The 19,614-nt window shown below is 66.2% G+C and carries 10 protein-coding genes and 3 rRNA genes; 4 read left to right on the forward strand and 9 right to left on the reverse strand.

Annotation, left to right across the window (positions count from 1 at the left end; all coding sequences use genetic code 11):
• Positions 1 to 189: 189 nt before the first annotated feature.
• Positions 190 to 945, reverse strand: a complete 756-nt coding sequence (locus VT85_RS12755) for an adenylate kinase family protein (RefSeq protein WP_082858571.1) — start codon at positions 943 to 945, stop codon at positions 190 to 192.
• A gap of 443 nt (positions 946 to 1,388) precedes the next feature.
• Entirely contained in the window at positions 1,389 to 3,530 is a 2,142-nt protein-coding gene (locus VT85_RS12760; protein ID WP_197490638.1) for a sodium:solute symporter family transporter, read from the reverse strand.
• A 730-nt stretch (positions 3,531 to 4,260) separates the two neighbouring features.
• Here VT85_RS12760 and VT85_RS12765 point away from each other — a divergent pair.
• The 4 genes from VT85_RS12765 to VT85_RS12780 all read left to right on the forward strand — a co-directional run bounded on the left by VT85_RS12765 (position 4,261) and on the right by VT85_RS12780 (position 12,067).
• A 16S ribosomal RNA gene (locus VT85_RS12765) occupies positions 4,261 to 5,783 on the forward strand.
• A gap of 789 nt (positions 5,784 to 6,572) precedes the next feature.
• Positions 6,573 to 9,376: ribosomal RNA gene (locus tag VT85_RS12770) — 23S ribosomal RNA — on the forward strand.
• Between the two features lie 227 nt (positions 9,377 to 9,603).
• Positions 9,604 to 9,711 (forward strand): 5S ribosomal RNA (gene rrf / locus VT85_RS12775).
• The 16S, 23S and 5S rRNA genes sit together here, the layout of an rRNA operon.
• Before the next feature lie 571 nt (positions 9,712 to 10,282).
• Complete coding sequence (locus tag VT85_RS12780; protein ID WP_156512844.1) at positions 10,283 to 12,067, forward strand: hypothetical protein; 1,785 nt, start codon at positions 10,283 to 10,285, stop codon at positions 12,065 to 12,067.
• A gap of 278 nt (positions 12,068 to 12,345) precedes the next feature.
• Here the strand turns inward: VT85_RS12780 and VT85_RS12785 are convergent, their stop codons facing one another.
• The 7 genes from VT85_RS12785 to VT85_RS12815 all read right to left on the reverse strand — a co-directional run bounded on the left by VT85_RS12785 (position 12,346) and on the right by VT85_RS12815 (position 19,514).
• Positions 12,346 to 13,443 (reverse strand): TlpA family protein disulfide reductase, encoded by a 1,098-nt coding sequence (locus tag VT85_RS12785; RefSeq protein WP_068415605.1) that lies wholly within the window; start codon positions 13,441 to 13,443, stop codon positions 12,346 to 12,348.
• A 128-nt stretch (positions 13,444 to 13,571) separates the two neighbouring features.
• Positions 13,572 to 14,552 carry a beta-ribofuranosylaminobenzene 5'-phosphate synthase family protein gene (locus VT85_RS12790; RefSeq protein ID WP_068415607.1) on the reverse strand — a complete coding sequence of 327 codons (981 nt, stop codon included), beginning with the start codon at positions 14,550 to 14,552 and terminating at the stop codon, positions 13,572 to 13,574.
• Positions 14,549 to 15,151 (reverse strand): DUF447 domain-containing protein, encoded by a 603-nt coding sequence (locus tag VT85_RS12795; protein WP_068415610.1) that lies wholly within the window; start codon positions 15,149 to 15,151, stop codon positions 14,549 to 14,551. The genes VT85_RS12790 and VT85_RS12795 overlap by 4 nt, the downstream gene beginning before the upstream one ends.
• Positions 15,148 to 16,605, reverse strand: coding sequence for a DUF6513 domain-containing protein (locus VT85_RS12800; protein WP_068415619.1), 1,458 nt, complete (start codon positions 16,603 to 16,605; stop codon positions 15,148 to 15,150). The genes VT85_RS12795 and VT85_RS12800 overlap by 4 nt, the downstream gene beginning before the upstream one ends.
• Before the next feature lie 66 nt (positions 16,606 to 16,671).
• Entirely contained in the window at positions 16,672 to 17,160 is a 489-nt protein-coding gene (locus VT85_RS12805) for a hypothetical protein (RefSeq protein ID WP_068415621.1), read from the reverse strand.
• A 152-nt stretch (positions 17,161 to 17,312) separates the two neighbouring features.
• A complete protein-coding gene (locus VT85_RS12810; protein WP_068415624.1) occupies positions 17,313 to 18,686 on the reverse strand; it encodes a sulfatase in 1,374 nt (457 codons plus the stop codon).
• Positions 18,687 to 18,743: 57 nt separating this feature from the next.
• Positions 18,744 to 19,514 (reverse strand): SDR family NAD(P)-dependent oxidoreductase, encoded by a 771-nt coding sequence (locus VT85_RS12815; protein ID WP_068415628.1) that lies wholly within the window; start codon positions 19,512 to 19,514, stop codon positions 18,744 to 18,746.
• Positions 19,515 to 19,614: the final 100 nt, after the last annotated feature.

The following is a 19,614-nucleotide window of genomic DNA, read 5'->3' on the forward strand; positions in this document are numbered from 1 at the left end:
TGGGCCTCTCTCCGGAGTATCGGACCGCCTCGACCTTCCCGGGTCGCCCGAAGACGATTTGGGGGGGCGGCTCGCGACGCCTGAGTCGACGTCTGATACAGGGATTATATCACATGGGCAAACTCGGCGGCGCGGGCGTTTCTTCCTCGCGGCCGCACCTCGACGTCATCCATGGGAGGCCGGTCGAGGTTAAGATCTCGACAGCGTCGCGCGAGCTTGCAACTCCTTCAGGGAACGTTCCAAAATCGCTTCCGGCGAGCCATCGGCCGAGACCGAAACCAATCGACCGTTCCTCGAATAATAATCGGCCAGGGGACGGGTGCTCTCCTCATAAGCTCGCATCCGAACTCGGATCGATTCGGGCCGATCGTCCTCGCGCTGGATCAACTCTCCCCCGCACAGGTCGCAGACGCCCTCCTTAAGAGAAGGACGCGCCGAGACGTGATAGACCGCCTTGCACTTCGAGCACGTCCGGCGCCCACTCAACCGATCCACGATTTCCGTCAGCGGCAATTCGTAGGCCAGCACGGCGTCGATCGTCACACCCTCGCGCTCCAGCAACTCGTCGAGGGCCTCGGCCTGCGAGACGGTTCTCGGGAATCCGTCCAGCAGGAATCCCCCGGAGCACGACAGGCAACCCGACCGCTCCTGGACCATCGAGACCACCAACCCGTCCGACACCAACTCCCCACGCCGCATCGCGTCCAGCGCCGACTTCAACGCCGGGCTCGGCTCGTTCTGGCAGGACGCCGCCCGGAAGACGTCGCCCGTCGAGAGATGGCACGTCCCGAGCGATTGACAGAGCAACTCGGCCTGCGTCCCCTTGCCCACCCCCGGAGGACCCAGCAACACCAGGCGGAATGCCCGCGCCCGGGCCCCGGGCTTGATGTCGCACTCCGCTTCGCCCCCCTGAAACCACGCCGCTCGATTCGACTGCGTACTCATGCTTGACTCCCTCGCAGAATCCCGAAAAACCGGTTCGCCAGCCTTCCAGGTCCTTTCCAGTCTACATGAGCACGGCCTGACCCTCCAGAGAATGATTCGGTTTCGACTGGAGTTTCGGTCGCAAGCGAAACGATTGCCTGTCCGGAACTTTGACGAAGAAGAGCAAATACGGAGTGCGTGCTCAGCCGGAATACCCGAGTTTTCTTTCCGATTCGGCGCGGTTTCTGCATCGCTGAAGACCTAGGTCGAGGTCGGAGCCGGCCCCTAATTGCAACGCGGGGGTGACCCCGGCGGTGCTCCCTCGGCCATCATGAAACGCCTCCGGATTCACCCCCGGCGGCGTTTCATGATTATGACGTGTAAGGACGACCCCCCCTCGAATCGATTCGATCAAGCAGGGCAGGGGCCTCGGCGTCTAACTCGACGGGCAGGTTACGCCCACCTCACCAGAAGAGGATGTTGAGCCCGACGAGGACGATCAGGACGATGAGCGCCCAGAATTTCGGCGCCCGGTACCAGGGGACGGGGCCGTCGTGGGGGATCGGCGTCAGGCCCAGGACCAGGTTGTGCAACTCGGATTCCGGCTTGGGCGTCGTGAAGAGGCTCACGAGGGTGATGACCGACACGCAGATGAGCAACGTCCACATCGAGCTGTAGACGTTCACCGCCATCGGCTTGGCCTTCTCGGAACGGGCGATGTACTTGGCGTGGGCCGAATTGAACTCGGCCGGGTTGAACGTCTGGGTCACGTCCGACGCCACCACGCGCACTCCCGGTTTGAGGACGACCACCGCTCCTTCGGCCCCGAACTTGTCGGGCTGGTTCGTTTCGGCCAGCACCACGTCAGGCGCGATCAGCCTCACGGGGATCGCTTGGCCTCTCTCCTCGACCTCGGCAGGGGTGGTCGCCTCGCGATCCAGCGTCCGATCGCCCGAGGCCCACGACGCCTCGCCCGACGGCGCGATCGGAATGTTGGTCGTGCGGACGAGTCCCGACTCGACCGTCACTCGGCTGACGACCTCGGATGCACCCTCGCCGACCTTCTCGACGCTCACCACCGCGCCGTGATCAAGGAACGCCGTCGGCCGCGGGCGATGCCCCTCAGGGAACGTGTGGACGAACGCCCACATCGCCATCGACGACAGGATGGCCGTCAGGAAGCCGACGAACGCCCCCGTCGGCGTCGCCCGCTTCCAGAGCATTCCCAGGATCACCACCCCGAACAACGGTACGATGAAGAAGAAGATCAGCACCTGGAGGAACTCCAGGATGTTCGAGAAGTAGAACAGCGAGTACGCCGTCCCCACCGACATCAGAATCCCCAGCAGCGAGCACCAGCGGCCCATCGACAAATAATGGGCGTCGGTCGCGTTCTTCCGGATCAAGGTCCGGTAGACGTCGTACGTCCAGACCGTCGCGAAGGCGCTCGCATTCCCCGCCATCCCCGACATGAACCCGGCGATCATCGCCGTCACCCCCAGGCCCAGCAGGCCCGGACCCAGATAACGGCCCATCAAGAGCGGGAGCACGTCGTTGTAGGTCCGGTGCGTGATGTTCGCCCGAGGGTCGGTCTCCGACACCAGCACCATGGGCGAGCCGTCGCTGTGGAGCAGGACCGCCAGACCCAGCAACCCGGGAAGCGTCACGATCAGGGGGACGCACATCTTGAGCGCCGCCCCGATGATCGTCCCGTTCTGCGCCGAGCGGAGATCCTTCGCCACGATCACCCGCTGCACCTGAAGAAAGTCGGTGCACCAGTAACCGAACCCCACCCCCACCGCCAGGCCGAAGACGATCCCGATCCAGTCCACACCCATCGGGTTGGCGTCGAACGAACCCAGATTCTGCCACAGGCTCGTGAAGTTGGCGTTCGCCACCGATGGATGGATCACCGGCACGTTCCGCTCGATCTTCTCCACCAAACCGCTCCAGCCCCCGGCGTCGATCAAACCGAGGATCGGAATCAAGAGCGACCCGAACCAGATCAGGAAGTACTGCAAGACCTCGTTGAAGACCGCCGAGATCAACCCCCCGAGCGCCACGTAAAGAGCGACCGTCAGCGAGGAGACCCAGATGCTGACGTTCATGTCCCAGCCCAGCAGCAAATTCAGGATCTTCGCCATCGCGAACATGCTGGCGCCGCTGACCAGGACCGTCAGGAACGAAAACGAGATCCCCGCCAGGGCGCTCGTCCCCGTCCCGAACCTCAGCTTCAAATACCCCGGGACCGAGTGCGTGTTGCAGATGTAGTAGAAGGGCATCATCACGATGGCCAGGAACAGGATCGCCGGCACCGCCCCCAACCAGTAGGCGTGCGCGCCCAGCATCCCATACTGATAGGCCATCGCCGACCAGCCCATCGTCTCCAGCGAACTCAGATTCGCCGAGATGAAGCTCAACCCGGCGATCCAGGCCGTCATCTTCCGGCCCGCCATGAAAAAGTCGTCGCCCGTGCTCACGTACCGCTTCAGATAGAAGCCGATCCCCAGCACCACGACGAAATAAATCACGATGATCGCGACGTCCAGCGGACCCATCGAGATCAAAGGCGCGCCGGCGGCGAATAAGAGAGTCTCGGACGTCACGACGACACCCCCCCACAAAACCCGCCTCGCTGCGGGCCGCGACGACTCAATATATCAAGCACGACTCATGAGAAGAGCCCGCTATCCTAGAAGGCCCCGATGGACGACGCAAGCGACTCCCCGAACGCCCGGAAGAGAATTTCGGGAAGAAATCGCGGTGGGTTGTTGACCCCCGGGGATTCCCTGGTACTATTACCCCTGTCAAGCGAAACGACGCTCAAACGAAACGAACGGCCGACCGAGTCGCCAACAACGACGGGGTCGGCCGAAAACGTCGAGTGGAAAGCGGCGGGATCGCTTGGAAGGCGGAGGCTTCGGAACGGCCGCGAGGCTGGGACGGGGCGGATCGCCGCTCTTTGACAATCCGGTCGATCGTGGAACGAGCCTCGCGTCGCAGGACGCGGGGCGGAGAGAACGATGCGTAGCGAGTGCGGGACGCGGGAAGGGGCCACCAGCCCCTCGGAACGCGTACCGCGGGCGAACCCTTGAGGGGAGCCGGCGTGCGGGATCGTCCCATCGGGACGTCGGAGGCCCAGGTCCTGGACCTCGCAACGACGTCGGGGCGGCCGCAAGGACCGGTGGCGCATCCGGACTCGCGGCCAGCCGTCACGCCTTCGGGCGGGGCGGGGGGTCATGAAGGACGGATCGCCGAGCATTCCTCAGACCTCTTCGAGGATGGGGACCGGAGATCGGGAAGGCCTCCTTCGGGGGGGCGAACGGTCCGAGGACCATTGTGAAGGGTTTGATCCTGGCTCAGAATGAACGTTGGCGGCGTGGATTAGGCATGCAAGTCGCACGGGCCCCGCAAGGGGCCAGTGGCGGAAGGGTGAGTAAGGCGACGGCAACCAACCCCGAGGATGGGTATAGCCGCGGGAAACTGCGGGTAATCCCCAGCGATGCGAGGGCGTCGGCATCGACGCTTCGCCAAAGGATCCGTCCGCCTCGGGACGGGCCGTCGTGGTATTAGGTCGTTGGCGGGGTAACGGCCCACCAAGCCTTCGATGCCTACCGGGCGTGCGAGCGTGGCCCGGCACACTGGGACTGAGACACTGCCCAGACTCCTACGGGAGGCTGCAGTCGAGAATCTTCGGCAATGGGCGCAAGCCTGACCGAGCGACGCCGCGTGGAGGACGAAGGCCTTCGGGTTGTAAACTCCTGTCGAGGGGGAGAAAGGCCCTGCAAGGGGCTTGATCGATCCCTGGAGGAAGCACGGGCTAAGTTCGTGCCAGCAGCCGCGGTAAGACGAACCGTGCGAACGTTATTCGGAATCACTGGGCTTAAAGCGCGTGTAGGCGGATCGGTGCGTCGGCGCCTGAAATCCCCCGGCTCAACCGGGGAACGCGGCACGAAACGGCCGGTCTGGAGGGACGTAGGGGGGTCTGGAACTTCCGGTGGAGCGGTGAAATGCGTTGAGATCGGAAGGAACGCCCGTGGCGAAAGCGAGACCCTGGACGTCTACTGACGCTGAGACGCGAAAGCTAGGGGAGCGAACGGGATTAGATACCCCGGTAGTCCTAGCCGTAAACGATGAGCACTGGGTAGGGGGCTCGCCGATGGGCTCCCTGCCGCAGGGAAACCGTGAAGTGCTCCGCCTGGGGAGTATGGTCGCAAGGCTGAAACTCAAAGGAATTGACGGGGGCTCACACAAGCGGTGGAGCATGTGGCTTAATTCGAGGCTACGCGAAGAACCTTATCCTGGGCTTGACATGCAGGGATTAGCCGGCGGAAACGTCGGCGACGCCGCAAGGTGGAACCTGTGCAGGTGCTGCATGGCTGTCGTCAGCTCGTGCCGTGAGGTGTTGGGTTAAGTCCCGTAACGAGCGAAACCCCTGTGATCAGTTGCCAGCGCGTCATGGCGGGGACTCTGATCAGACCGCCGGCGTCAAGCCGGAGGAAGGCGGGGACGACGTCAAGTCATCATGGCCCTTATGCCCAGGGCTGCACACGTGCTACAATGGGGCGGACAAAGCGTCGCCAGGCCGCAAGGCCGCGCTAATCGCAAAAACCGTCCCTCAGTTCGGATTGCGGGCTGCAACTCGCCCGCATGAAGCTGGAATCGCTAGTAATCGCGGATCAGCATTGCCGCGGTGAATGTGTTCCTGAGCCTTGTACACACCGCCCGTCAAGCCACCAAAGCGGGGGGCATCCGAAGTCGTCGGAGCCGAAAGGCAGGCGCCGAAGATGAAACCCGTGATGGGGACTAAGTCGTAACAAGGTAACCGTAGGGGAACCTGCGGTTGGATCACCTCCTTTCTAAGGAAACTTGGAAAACCAAGCCGGGGACGCCGGATCGCGAAGGTTGCCGCCAGGCCTCCTTCGTCGGCCCCCACGGCTCGTCGGCGCCGCCTCGGACCCCGAGGAGACGCCCGTACGCCTGCTCCCCCCGAGGGTTTGAACGCCGGAATCGGCTCACGCATCGAGCCTCTCCGACCACGCCGGGCCCCGAGCCCGGCCCTCCGGATCCGCCGCAAGGCGGACCGGGCCACGATCGATCGGCATACGCGTCGCCCGCCCGGCCTCCGCCGGGCGGGTCGACGTTCCGACCCTCGCCTCCTGGACGCGGGGCGGGGCCGTCTCCCCCGGGGACGGCCTCGCCCCCTGGCCAGGCGCCAGGGCCCGGACGGCGGACGCAGGTCCGCCGGCCGCGAGCCTCTTTGACAATTCGGTGGTTGGTCGATACACGAATCCGGCCGCGGCCGGCCGCTTCGCCCCTCGGGGCGGGGGGGTCGAAGGCGGGGCGGATTCGACACGAGCCCCAACGCGGGTCGTGCGGTCGGCGTCCTCGGACGCGGGCGGCACGCGCCGGCGGGAAGGGCGAGTGGCATACTCCACTACAGTTTCACGCCGCCGCGACGCGAGTCGGGGCGGCTCGAAGAACACGAACCCTTTAGGATCTGGATCGGGCCTGGGGCCGACTTCCGCGTCGCGAGACGCCGGGGTCGAATCCCCTGTCCGGCTTGGCGAGGAATCGCGAAGCGAAGAATCGAGCGGCTGCCCGTCGAGAGGCCCGCGCCTTCCCAGGCGCGGGGGCCCGATCGGCGTGGTCAAGCCCCTAAGGGCGCGGGGGGAATGCCTAGGCGTCGTCAGGAATTCGGGCGTGGAAGGCTGCGATAAGTCCGGGGGAGCTGCATAACGAGCGTCGATCCCGGAATGCCCGAGGAACACCCGGGGAACTGAAACATCTCAGTACCCGGAGGAAAGGAAATCAACCGAGACTCCCTCAGTAGCGGCGAGCGAACGGGGAAGAGCCCAAACCGGACGGGTCACCGTCCGGGGTCGAGGGCCCGGAATCACGAGGAACCAACGCGAACCGAAGCCGTTTGGAAAATCGCGCCGGAGCGGGTGACAGCCCCGTAGGTGCAGCGGCGGTTCCTCATCCGGTCGCCCAAGTAGGGTCGGGCACGGGAAACCCGGCCTGAATTCGCGGGGACCATCCCGCAAGGCTAAGTACTCGACGACGACCGATAGCGAACCCAGTAGGGCGACCGAACGGTGGGAAGAACCCCGACAAGGGGAGGATACTGAACCTGAAACCCCGCGCCTACAAGCGGTGGGAGGCCTCTGACGCAAGTCGGGCTGACCGCGTGCCTTTTGCATAATGATCCGGCGAGTTATCGTGTCCGGCCAGGTTAACCCCTTCAGGGGGGGAGCCGCAGCGAAAGCGAGTCTGAACAGGGCGACTCAGTCGGGCGCGATAGACGCGAAACCAGGTGAACTACCCATGGGCAGGTTGAAGCGGCCCTAACCGGCCGTGGAGGACCGAACCCACCAGTGTTGAAAAACTGGGGGAGGACCCGTGGGGAGGAGTGAAAGTCTAATCAAACCTGGAGATAGCTCGTTCTCTCCGAAATGGCTTTAGGGCCAGCCTCGGGAAGTAACGCACGGGGGTAGAGCGACGGAATCCGTTTGGGGGCCTCCCCGGCTACCCATCGGAACCCAACTCCGAATACCGTGCGTCGGACCCCGGGAGTCAGAGCGTGGGGGATAAGCTTCATGCTCGAGAGGGAAACAACCCAGACCGCCGACCAAGGCCCCTAAAGCGACGCTCAGTGGCAAAGGAAGTGGGATCGCCGTGACAGCCGGGATGTTGGCTTAGAAGCAGCCACCATTTCAAAAGTGCGTAACAGCTTACCGGTCGAGCCATCCCGCGCCGAAAATGACGGGGACTAAGCGTCGTGCCGCAGTCGCGGATTCGCAAGAATGGTAGGAGAGCGTCGACGCCAGCGTCGAAGCGGCACCGGTGAGGAGCCGTGGAGCGGCGTCGAGTGCGCATGCCGGAACGAGTAACGACAAGACGGGTGGGAAGCCCGTCCGCCGAAAGCACAAGGTTTCCTGGGGAAGGTCAATCCGCCCAGGGTCAGTCGGGTCCTAAGACGAGGCCCAAGGGCGTAGTCGATGGGCAGACGGTTAATATTCCGTCACCCGGCGGGGAGGTTGAACGAGGGAGGACGCCGGAGGATTCTCGAGTCGGGGTGGTAGACGCCCCCGTGCCGCAAGGCCGACAGCATTCGATCTGGAAGCTCGAGAGAATCCGGCCGCGAAAAGCCCCCTCGGGACGATCCGCCGGCCCGTACCGCAATCCGACACAGGTGTGCCAGGTGAGAATCCGAAGGCGTTCGGGAGAACCCTCGTGAAGGAACTCGGCAAAATGACCCCGTACCTTCGGTACAAGGGGTGCTCCCTCCGCGAGGGGGGAGCCGCAGAGAATCGGCTCTAGCGACTGTTTATCAAAAACACAGGACTCTGCCAACTCGCAAGAGGACGTATAGAGTCTGACGCCTGCTCGGTGTCGGTAGGTTGAGGAAGGCGGTCAGCGCAAGCGAAGCCGGCGACCGAAGCCCCGATAAACGGCGGCCGTAACTATGACGGTCCTAAGGTAGCGAAATTCCTTGTCGGGTAAGTTCCGACCTGCATGAATGGCGTAACGACTGGAGCGCTGTCTCCACGAGGGACCCGGTGAAACTGTAGTCGTGGTGAAGATGCCACGTACCCGCGGTTAGACGGAAAGACCCCGTGAACCTTTACTGCAGGTTGGCACTGGTCCGATGCTCGTTCTGTGTAGGATAGGTGGGAGGCTTCGACCCGGCGGCGCCAGCCGTCGGCGAGCCAACGGTGAAATACCACCCTGAATGATCGTCGGCCCTCACCGGTACGCAGCCCGTACCGGGACCGTGCTCATCGGGCAGTTTGACTGGGGCGGTCTCCTCCCAAAGAGTAACGGAGGAGCGCAATGGTGCCCTCAGCCCGGTCGGCAATCGGGCAACGCGAGCGCAAACGTAGAAGGGCGCCTGACTGCGAGACCGATGGGTCGAGCAGGGACGAAAGTCGGCGTTAGTGATCCGGCGGTGCTGGATGGAAAGGCCGTCGCTCAACAGATAAAAGGTACTCCGGGGATAACAGGCTGATCTCCCCCGAGCGTCCCTAGCGGCGGGGAGGTTTGGCACCTCGATGTCGGCTCATCGCATCCTGGGGCTGGAGAAGGTCCCAAGGGTTTGGCTGTTCGCCAATGAAAGCGGTACGCGAGCTGGGTTCAGACCGTCGTGAGACAGGTCGGTCCCTATCTGCCGTGGGCGTAGGAGACTTGAGGAGCTTCTCCCCTAGTACGAGAGGATTGGGGAGGACCGACCTCTGGTGTGCCGGCTGTCGCGCTAGCGGCACCGCCGGGTAGCCAGGTCGGGACGGGATAAGCGCTGAAAGCATCTAAGCGCGAAGCCCTCTCCGAGATGAGGTCTCCAGCGGGCATGTCCCGCACAGGCTCCTGGAAGACGACCAGGTCGATAGGCCGGAAGTGCAAGGCGGGCGACCGCCTCAGCCGACCGGTCCTAACAGCCGAGCGGCTTGACCACCCCGATCCGTCCCCTCCGCACGCGGAGCCGGGCCCGGGTCGCGGCGGCTGCAAGATCCTCCGCACGGCGAGCCTCGCCGAAGTGAAACCGGCCGACTCCCGGTCCGGACCCCGGGTCCGTGATCCTCGAGATCGGAAGCTGGAGTGGACGAACCGCTCGCCTCGTGACGTATCGACCGACCCACCGAGATCCACGCCCGGCGGGGCGAAACCCCCGCCGGCCGTTTTTCCGGCGACCATACCGTCGGGGCCACACCCGTTCCCATTCCGAACACGGCCGTTAAGCCCGACGGGCCCATGATAGTGCTCAGGCGCGAAAGTCGGTCATCGCCGGAATCCCCCAGAGACGCCCCCGCCCCCAAGGCGGGGGCGTCTTCGTTTCGAACGACGGTTTCCCGTTTGCGCTGCACTCGATCCCTATGCCCGGCTCGAGCGTCTCCGTTTTGGGCATCCCCCTTCTTCCGTCGTAGAGTTCGGACCCAGCGTCCGATCGCATCGTTCAGGATTCGTCCGGGCTTACTGGGCCAATCGACCCTGCCGCCTTGCATTTCGGCCGGCGATCATGGGTATGGTCGGTTTTCGCAGGGGCCATGGCGATTCCGTTCGCGAGTTCGTTCCCGGCGATCGGGTCTGATGACTTTTTGGTCTGGTCTGTCGGGTCGCCGATGTCGAGCGGGTGGCTGCCGAGCACGTGAGACGGGGCGGTCTGGTGCCGAGTCAGGCGAGGGAATGTTCCCATGACCGTGAGTTCTATATGCAGGCCCCCGTTTCCCAACCCGCTTGCCCATGCGCTCCGCGTGGCCGAGACGGAGCCCACTTGATCGCTCCGGCCGCGACCTGATCGCGACGACATCGCGGTTATCTTTCGTCTCCGACCGCTACGGTCTCATGGTGTGGGCGTGCGCCCATGCTTTCCGTCGGTGGCCAGCGTCGTTTTGTCGAGGAATCCAGGGGTACTGATTCATTCGACCGGAAGGATCGGTCGATACAGAGTATGTGGAACCTGCCTTGTCATGAGATTGCGCGTGGTTCGTCCGAGCCGACGACGAGATCCGGGCTATTGCCTGCGCTTCAATCTTCCGGCGATTCCAGTGTGGGCGACCTGAGGACGGGGTCTCGCCTGATGTTCGACGTATCGTCTCACCCAGATCCGAGGCCGATCTCGGCGACCAGGATCTCATCCCGGCTCTTCTCCATCTTCCTCCTGCCGCTCATTGGTGGAGGAGTGGTCAGGGGCGAGGAGCCCCCCTCGGTCTTGCCGTTGCCCCTGACGTCGAAGGATTCCGCCGAGAAGCCGGCCACCGCACTCGACGTCGACGAGAGGTTCCGACTGCTGGAGAGTCGGCTTAATGAGCTCGAACACGTCAATGAAAACCTCCGCGACGAGAACCGACGCCTCGCCGAACAGGTCGGTCGCCCGCAGTCGCAGGAGGCCGTCGAGAGCGTTCGAGACGCCGATCCAGACGGCTGGGCACCTGAGGAATTCAATCCCACCTATGTCGCTCCCGCACCGTGGCATCCTCGATTCGACGAGGGATTCGTCCTGCTGGAGCCCGATGCGATCGCCGGTCAGCCGTTCCAGCTCAAGGTCAACGTCGTCAGTCAGTTTCGGTATACGAACCTGTCGCCTGGCCGCAAGACGTGGACCGATGCCGCGGGCACGACGCGACCGATCGCCGAACGCAGCGACTTCGAAATCCAGCGGAATTACCTGGCTCTGAAGGGATTCGCATTTGACCCGAGGCTCCAGTTCAACGCCACGTTGCTGGGCTCCTCGGCGGCGAACAAAGTCGCGTGGTTCGGCTGGATCAATTACGAATTCTCCAAGCGGTTCAATCTGTTCGGCGGTTTCTGGAAGCTGCCCGGCAGCCGCGAGTGGTACGAGTCCTACACGGCCACGCAGGGCGTCGACCGGACCATGGCGACGACCTTCTTTCGCCCGAATATGACGGGCGGAGTTTGGGCTACCGGCGAGCTGTTCAAGGATTTCCACTACGTCGCCAAGATCGGCAATGCGCTGAATTCCTCGCCGCTGAACGCCTCGCGAAAGGGCTTCGGCATGGCTTATTCGGGAACCGTCTGGTGGGAGCCGCTGGGGAGTTTCGGCCCGGGGTTCTCCGATTTGGAGTATCACGACAAGCTGGCGGTCCGAATCGGCACGTCGCAAACCACGGCGAGAGACGATCGACAGCTGGATCCGGCCCAGGCGTTTCCCGAAAACACCCAGACCCGGCTCTCGGACGGAACTCCCGTGTTCGAGACCGGGGCGCTGGCCCCGGGCGTGACCCTGCTGCGGCAGACCAGCATGACCTCGGCGTTCGACCTCGGCTTCAAGTGGCGGGGCCTGAGCCTGACGGGCGAGTATTATCTGAGGTGGCTGGGAGACTTCCAGGCGAATGGGCGCATCCCGTTCGACACGCTCTACGACAACGGCGGCTATATCCAGGCCGCGGGCTTCCTCGTCCCCAGGAAGTACGAACTGTTCGTGCGCTCGTCGTATGTCTCGGGACGCTTTGGTACGGGCCACGAGGTCGGAGGCGGCCTCAACTGGTTCGTTTATCAGAACCGCAACGTCCGCGGAACCTTCGAGGTGCTCCAGATCCTTCACTCTCCGGCCGACAACATCCTGACGGGTTATCGGGCGGGCGAGACCGGCACGCTCATCCAGGCACAGGTCATCACCATCTTCTGAAGGCCGCTCGCCCTCCGGATCTCATCCTCTCGGATCGCCGAGACGGAGGACGAGTCCGGGTCGATTTGGGCGATCGCTTCTTCCAGGCGCCGTGATGAGGCTCAGGGGCGAGTCGCCGCCGCCCTCGACGCGTATGAGCGTATGTTCAACGAGTGTCGCTTGATGTTGACGCTGACGCTGACGACGATGACGCGAGTCGAGGCCAAGGGGAAGTCGATGCTCGTCTCCCATCGCCCGGCCCTGAAGTTTCGAGGCCGGGCGATGGTGAGGCTACGGGGTCAGTCCTTCTTGTCGACGGCCTTCTGATACTGTTCGAGGCGGTCCTTGAGGCTGGTTTCCTCTTCGAGGTCGGTTCCCTTGGCGAGTTCGATCGCTCGCTTCTGGGTTTCGAGGGCCTTGGCGGCGTCGCCGGAGTCGAAGTAGGCCTTGGCGAGAGTGTCGGCGAGGAAGGGGCTCTTGCCGTCTTCCATCGCGTCGCCCTTCTTGGCGGCTTCGAGGGCCAGGGCGATGAGCTTGGGGCCGGGCTTCTGCTTGACCTCGGGGTCGACGATCGCCCAGGCGAGGAAGTTGAGACCCTGGGAGTTCTCGCCGAGTTCGCCCGCCATCAAGGTCTTGCCCAGCGCGAGGGCCGAATCCTCGTCGCCGGTTCGGACGAGGGCGTTGAACTTCATGGCGGTGAGGTTCTTCTCGGCGGCCGGGACCTCCTTGATGATCTCGTCGATCGTCTCGACCAGCTTCTTGGGGTCGTCGGACTGCATGGCCTTCTGGAGCTTCTCCTGGAACTTGGCCATCTTGGCCTGTTCCTCCTTGGCCTTTTTGGCCTCGGCGATGGCCGTATTGAGGTCCCAGGAGCCGTTGACGATCTTCTCCAGGGGCTCGTCCATCTCGCCGGGGTGGCCGATCCAGGCGACCTTCAGGTCCTTGTTGACGATGAAGGCGGTGGGGATGCCGTTCTGGCCGGCGGCCTTCATCCAGTTCTTCGCCATCGGCGCGTCGTCGGCGTCTCCCTTCTCGGGGACGGCGTCCGTGGCGACGCGGTAGTCCATCTTGTCGCCCATCTCCTCGACGAACGGCTTGACCGCGTCCTGGTCCTGCTCCCAGACGCTGACGCCGATGAACTGGACTTCGGGGTGCTTCTTCTGAAGTTCCGTGAGGTGGGGGATGGTGGCGCGACAGGGGCCGCACCAGGTGGCCCAGAATTCGACGACGTGGAACTTGCCGGGTTCGAGGGCCTTGACCGGCTCGCCCTTCACGAATTCCTTGACCTCGAGTTTCGGCGCCGGGTCGCCGAGGCCGAGGTCCTCGGCGCGGGCGACGGGGAGGGCGGACAGGCCGGTAAGCAGGGCCAGCGCCGTCCATCTGGCGGACTTGATCATCGGGGAGTCCCTTCGAAGGGTGGAACAGGTTGAAAAACGGTCGAAGACGCTCGTCAAGAGTGATGAGGAGTCACGTTTCGATCGTAGCGATCGTCCCACGGACGGTCACGCGAAAACCCGGCTCGCGTTCAGGATGGCCGGGGCGTCGGAGAGGCCGTCATCTCCGCGCCGGTGTTGCGGGCGCGGGTCCAGGAGAGGTCGCCGGGGCCCAGGTGGTGAAGAGTCCGGAGGCGGGCGGCGATCTCTTCCCGTTCGTCTTCAGATGGGGTCCCGAAGGCGTAGAGCGACGGTCCCCAGGAACTCTGGCCGGCTCCGACCAGGCCGAGGCGGTCGAGGTCGGCGACGAGGGCCTCGGATTCCGGGGAGGCGAAGCGGCCTCCCTGGGCGGGGGCGAAGGCCGCGCCGACCTCGCGCTGAAGCTCGCCGAGCGCCTCGCCGAAGGCGGGCAGGTCGCGTCCGGCCGCGGCGCCGAGGAGGTCCAGCAGCACGAGGCGGCAGAGGCGTTCGGACGTGCGTTGGGAGACCGGGGGGAGGCCGGCGAAGGCGGCGGCCTCGTCGCGGCCGTGGCGACCCGGCGGGGCGGGGGGGCGGACCGTGAGGATCGACCATTCCGGGGGGAATTCGATCCGGGAGACCAGGGGGGGGATGTCGCCGGGGTCTTTATGGCCGGCGTCGACGATCAGGCCGCCGTGGAGGAAGCCGTGGAGCCCCACTCCCGATCGCCGGCCGCGCTCGGAGAGGAGCGCGAGCTGCTCCAGCGTCGGCCGTTCGATCCCCGCCGCCGCCAGGACCAGCCGGGCCACGGCCAGGCTGAGCTGGGTGCCGACGCCCAGTCCCGTGTGCTCCGCCGGGGCCTGGAGCACCCGGACCCTGACGGGGACGATCGGCGTGGGGGCGGTCCATCGGTCCCGGATGCGATCGAGCAGGGGGGCGACGCGGCCGGCCAGGGGGCCTTCGGCGTGGAATCGGTCGGCGGGCTCGGCGACGAACTCCAGCCCTGGGGCTTCGATCATCAGGCCGACGCCGCCGAACTGGCGTCGGACGAAGGGGCCCCAGCCGAGGAGCCCGAAGTGGAGCCGGCTGGCGGTCCGGATTCGCAGGGGCGTCATGAGGAGGGGGCCTTCGATTCGAGCGGGGGGCGGGACGATCGGCGGACGTGGTCCAGGAGCAGGTCGAGCGCCTCGCGCTCGGCCGGGCCGCCGGTCTTGTCGACGATGACCGAGAACTTCTGGAACTCCTCGAGGATCTCCGACAGGGGGAGGAACGCGGTCCGGGTGGCGAGGATCGCGGCCTCGACGACCGCGTGTTTCGCCCGGTTGAAGCCGAGGAAGTCGCGGATGCGGCCCTCGGCCAGCGTCTCCACCAGGACGGTCGTGCGCTCGTCGATGTCGTCGACGACGATGGGGCGGAACTCGTAGTAGCGGCATGCGTCGGCGAGCACCCGGCCGAGGACGGCCCGCGCGGGGGTCGTCGCCGGCGGCGGGTCGAGGGCCGCGCCGATCGCGGTCCGGGCCAGCAGCAGGACGTCGTCGGTGATGTGGAAGACCCCCGAGCCGCCGGCCTTGAGGTTCCGGTAGGTCGTCGAGCTCCGATAAGGCCGCAGGACGAACGTGCCCAGGCTCAGATCGGCGGGGATCTTGGGGCCCATGGGGGCGATGTTCAGCTCGCCCTCGGGGCTCAGGGTGGTGACGAGACCTTCGAGGATCACGAGCGGTCGTCCTTCTCGGGCGTCGGAGGGGGTGGGAGGGCCGATCCTTCCGCCGGCCCGTCGCCCCCGGCTCGCCTTCGCCGCAGCCGGTGGCTGGTTTCCGGCTCCGTGAGGAAGCCCCACGAGAGCGCTTGATCCTGGCGATAGGCCTTCCCCAACGTCAAGGCGGTTTTGGCCTTCATCATCTCGTAGCCCAGGTAGAAGGCGTGGGAGGGGTCGGAGACGTCCATCTCGTCGAAGAGGACGAAGGGGTCGGGCCCGCTGAGGAAGTGGCCGTTGTTGAGGGCGTAGACGACGCCGTCCTCGGCGAAGATCCGCCAGTTGGGGTCGCGAATCCGGCGCTGGAGTTCGGCGAGGTTCTCGCGGCCGAAGCGGTCGAGCTTGGGGTCGCGGAGCATGACCAGGCGGGGCTCGACGCGCTTGGGGAGGGTGCGGTTGACGACGGCGTGGCGGACGAGCCGACGCGCCAGGTCGAGCTCGCGAACCGAAGACCGGGCCCAGTTGATGACGGCCGTGGTCAGGACGCTGTGGATCGCCTGCTCCTGGCAGAAGCCCATCAGGAGCGTGTTGACGCCGGAGGAGTCGACGTCGGTCAGCTCGGTCAGGTTGCCGACGCCCATCATCATCGCGGCGTCGGGGTAGCGGCGTCGGACCTCCAGGTAGCGGTCCAGCGAGGCGGCGAAGCCGAAGCCGATCGGCTCCAGGATCGGGTCTATGCGGTAGCGGACCCCGGCCGCTTCCAGGGCGTCGATCGTCGCGTCAAGCCCGTCGAGCGTCCCGGGCTGGTCGGGGAGGACGACGACCTCGGCCCCCCAGTCCCGGGCCGCGTCGCGGTTGCCGGCGTTGACGCTCAGGACCAGCTCGGCCCCGGCCGCGACGGCGAGGGCGGCCTCGTCGGGGTCGAAGGTGTCGATCGAGACCCGCAGCCCGGCGTCCTTGAGGGCCTTCACGGCGTCGCCGACCTCGGCCCAGCGGGCGCCGGGCTCGCAGCCCAGGTCGATGAGGTCGGCCCCCTGCGCGGCGAAGTCGAGGGCCTGGCGGAGCAGCTCGGCGCGGGGGAGGCGAGGGGCGAGGTTGATCTCGGCGAGGATCTCGACGTCATAGGCGCCGTAGTCGTCCGGCAAGCCGGCCCGTTCGTGGCCGAACCATCGGGGGAGGTCGCGGAGGTCTTCCGGGCCGATCTCGACCGGGACGCCGGGCACCCTGGCCTCGATCGGAGTCAGGTCGCCCCGGCAATGACCCGGCAGGATGATGCGGGCGACCCCCGGCGGCGGCTCCAGGCGCTTCGCCACCCACGCCGGGGTCATCAGCGCGGCGACCGTGATCGGCAGCACGGCCACTTCCGCCACGATCCCGGCCCGAGGCGCGAGGTCGTCGAGCACCTGCCTGAGCGCGAATTCCGCGAGCCGGCCGGTGACGAAGAGGACGCGGGCTGGAGAGGCGGTGTCGCTCATGGACTGGTGTCTGGATTGCTGCCGGCGCCGACGGCGGGCCGTCGGGGCTCGTCGGCCGGGACGTGGTCAATCGGGGCTGACAAGCTGGATCCCCGCCGCCTCCAGGCTATCCGCGATCGCATCCTGGAACCTGCCGGTGACGAGCTGGCCCCACGTCCTCGCGCAGGCGTAGCGGTTCGAGGACTCGTCGACCGAGAAGAGGCTCTGGAGCACGATGAATTGGTTGCTCACCTTGTCCACCGATTGCTGCAGCGTCCGGCCGTCGTCGGGCGCGTGTTCCGGCCATTCGCCGACGACGACGATCTGGAGTCCGACCTCGTAGAGGAAGGGGATGAACCTGGTGCAACGGAGCAGTTTCCACTTGGCCTGCTGGCAGTAAGGGCCGATCGCGACGTCCCCCGGGGGGCGTCGAAGGACGGCCACCGCGCGGTTCGAGTTCCAGGTGCATCGCCGCCAGAACCCGATCACGTTCAGGTCCGCCATTCGCGGACGCTCGTGCCGACGGAAGCCCAGGGCGCCGAGCTTGTCGCCCAGGGGGGCGATGAGTCGTTCCAATTTTCAGCCGCCTCCCAAGCGGTCAAGGGATGGACGTGGACGTCTCGAATCGACCAGCCATCTTACCGCGCCCGGCCCTCGATCAGGAGCATGGCGTCCCGATCGTTATGTCGCCACGCGCCGCCGTCGGTTGAGGGGCGGCGGCCGATCGCTCATCGGCTCGCCCGGGCCTTCGCGGGGGATACGGAGAGCGAGCGTTCCGTCTCAAGCCCCCGGTCGCCCTGCGACTCCATCCAGCGGTCGAGCTTCTCGCGGAGTTGGGCCCGGTTTTCGGCGTGGTCGGCGTCGGCGGCCAGGTTGCGGAGTTCGAAAGGGTCGGACTTCAAATCGTAAAGCTCCTCGGCGGGGCGCCGGAGATAGCGGGAGACGGTCGCGGCGGCCCCGGCGTCGTCCGCGGCCCTTGCGACCCACGAATCCCAGAGGTCGCGGCCGTCCCCGGCGACGCCCTTGTCGATGTGCGTGTGGTGCTCGGCCTCCGCGTCCAGGTTGCGGATGTATTTCCAGTCGCGAGTCCGGACGCCGCGCAGGGGGTAGCGGTTCATGGCCCCGTCGCCGCTGTGCGTCAGGAAGACTTCGTCGCGAAGATGGTCGTCCTTCCCGGTCAGGACGCCGAGGAACGAACGCCCGGAGAGGCCCTCCGGCGGCGTCGCTCCGGCGATCTCCAGGCAGGTGGGCAGGAGGTCGATCCAGCTCGCCATCGCGTCGCTCCGCGAGCCCGGCTGGATCCGTCCGGGCCAGACGACGATCAGGGGCGTGCGGACGCCCGCGTCGTAGACGTCCCACTTTCCGAACGGAAGCTGCGCGCCGTGGTCGCTGGTGAAGACGAAGACCGTGTCCGGGCCCAGATGCTCGCGCGCCGCGTCGTAGAGCAGGCCGAGGTCGCGATCGGCGTTGGCGACGGCCGCGGCGTAATGGGACACGGCCCGCCGCGTGGCCGGGGTGTCGACCAGCGTGGGGGGCAGGGCGACGTCCTCGGGAGGGACGGCGGATCGCCTCGGCCAGGGGACGTGGGGCCAGTTCGTCCCGACGATCAGGCAGAGAGGGGCCGGAGACCGTCGTTTCGCCAGCCAGCCGACGGCCGCCTCGACGCACGCGTCGTCATGATAGGTGTAGTGGCTCGCGTGATCGAAGCCGAAGGTCGTCACCTGGGCGTAGTGGGCCGTCTTGCCGATGGCCGCCGTCTCGTAGCCCAGGTCGCGGAAGTATGCGGGCCAGAGCTTCACGCCGGGCTTCGGCCGGCTGTGATTGAGCATCGACCCGTTCCGCATCGGGTCCAGCCCCGTGAGCAGCGCCGCGCGACTGGGGGCGCAGCTCGGGGACGCCACGAAGGCGTGCGTCAGCATCATCCCGTCTCTCGCGAGCCGTTCCATGGCCGGAGTCTCGACGTCGCGCCCGACCGCCCCGTACGGCGAACAGGACGACAGGTTCATGTCGTCGACGAGGAAGACCACGATGTTCGGCGGCTTCGCCTCCGAGGCCGAGGCGACGACGGCCATCGACAGGGTCAGGAGCGCAGGCAGGTTCATCGCGAGATTCCTTGCTTCGGCTGTCGCATGGCTGGGGGCCCGTCTCGGCTCGGCTCGTCAGCGCACCGCGCCGCCGTCGACCCGGAGGATCTGGCCGGTGAGGAAGCCGGAGGACGGGCCGACGAGGAACGCGGCGGCGCGGGCGACGTCTTCGGGGAGGCCCCAGCGTCGCATCGGGGTCTCGCGGAGGACCCGGTCTTGCCATTCCGGGGGGGCCGTCTCGCCCCAGGCGGTCTGGATCCAGCCGGGGGCCACGCCGTTGACGCGGACGCCGGGCGCGAGGCTCAGGGCGAGGCTCCGAGTGAAGGCCATGACGGCCCCCTTGACCGCGCCGAAGAGTTCGCCCGAGTCCCCTTCCATGCCGGTCTCGGCCTGGTCCCAGCCCATGGTGACGATGGCGCCCCCGCCGGCGTCGGCCATCCGCCGGCCGACGTCGCGGCAGAGCCGGATCGCCGCGACGACGTCGACCTCCCACAGCAGGTCGAGCTTGGCCTCGAACGAGAGATCCGGTCCTTCGCCGGTGAGGACGTCGGCGCCGGCGAAGTGGAGCCAGGCGTCCAGGCCGTCCCAGAGCTTCCAGGCGTTCGCGACCAGGCGGTCCCCCTGCTCCCGGGAGCGGAGGTCGGCCAGGATCGATGCGACCCGCGTCCCCCGCCCCTCGATCTCGCGCACGACCCGGACGGCGGCCTCCAGGTTGCGGCCGTGGACGATCACGTCGGCCCCGGCGTGGGCCAGGGCCAGGGCGGTCGCCCGGCCGATGCCCGAGGTCGCGCCGATGACGGCGCAACGCAACCCCCGGAGGCTCGAATCGGATTGGACTTCTGACATCGGCGGATCGCTCGACGGGCCGGGCGGAGTGTGGACGAGGCGTCCCCATTCGACGACACTACACCTTATCCCGTACGGGTTTCCCACGACAAGCCCCGAG

Origin of the sequence: Planctomyces sp. SH-PL62 (assembly GCF_001610895.1) — a bacterium.
Classification (GTDB): domain Bacteria; phylum Planctomycetota; class Planctomycetia; order Isosphaerales; family Isosphaeraceae; genus Paludisphaera.

Excerpts from the sequence above, each read along its gene's own strand:
- VT85_RS12810 (WP_068415624.1), bottom strand. The coding sequence starts at position 18,686 with ATGAACCTGCCTGCGCTCCTGACCCTGTCGATGGCCGTCGTCGCCTCG.
- VT85_RS12800 (WP_068415619.1), bottom strand. The coding sequence starts at position 16,605 with ATGAGCGACACCGCCTCTCCAGCCCGCGTCCTCTTCGTCACCGGCCGG.
- VT85_RS12780 (WP_156512844.1), top strand. The coding sequence starts at position 10,283 with ATGCTTTCCGTCGGTGGCCAGCGTCGTTTTGTCGAGGAATCCAGGGGT.
- VT85_RS12815 (WP_068415628.1), bottom strand. The coding sequence starts at position 19,514 with ATGTCAGAAGTCCAATCCGATTCGAGCCTCCGGGGGTTGCGTTGCGCC.
- VT85_RS12785 (WP_068415605.1), bottom strand. The coding sequence starts at position 13,443 with ATGATCAAGTCCGCCAGATGGACGGCGCTGGCCCTGCTTACCGGCCTG.
- VT85_RS12790 (WP_068415607.1), bottom strand. The coding sequence starts at position 14,552 with ATGACGCCCCTGCGAATCCGGACCGCCAGCCGGCTCCACTTCGGGCTC.
- VT85_RS12755 (WP_082858571.1), bottom strand. The coding sequence starts at position 945 with ATGAGTACGCAGTCGAATCGAGCGGCGTGGTTTCAGGGGGGCGAAGCG.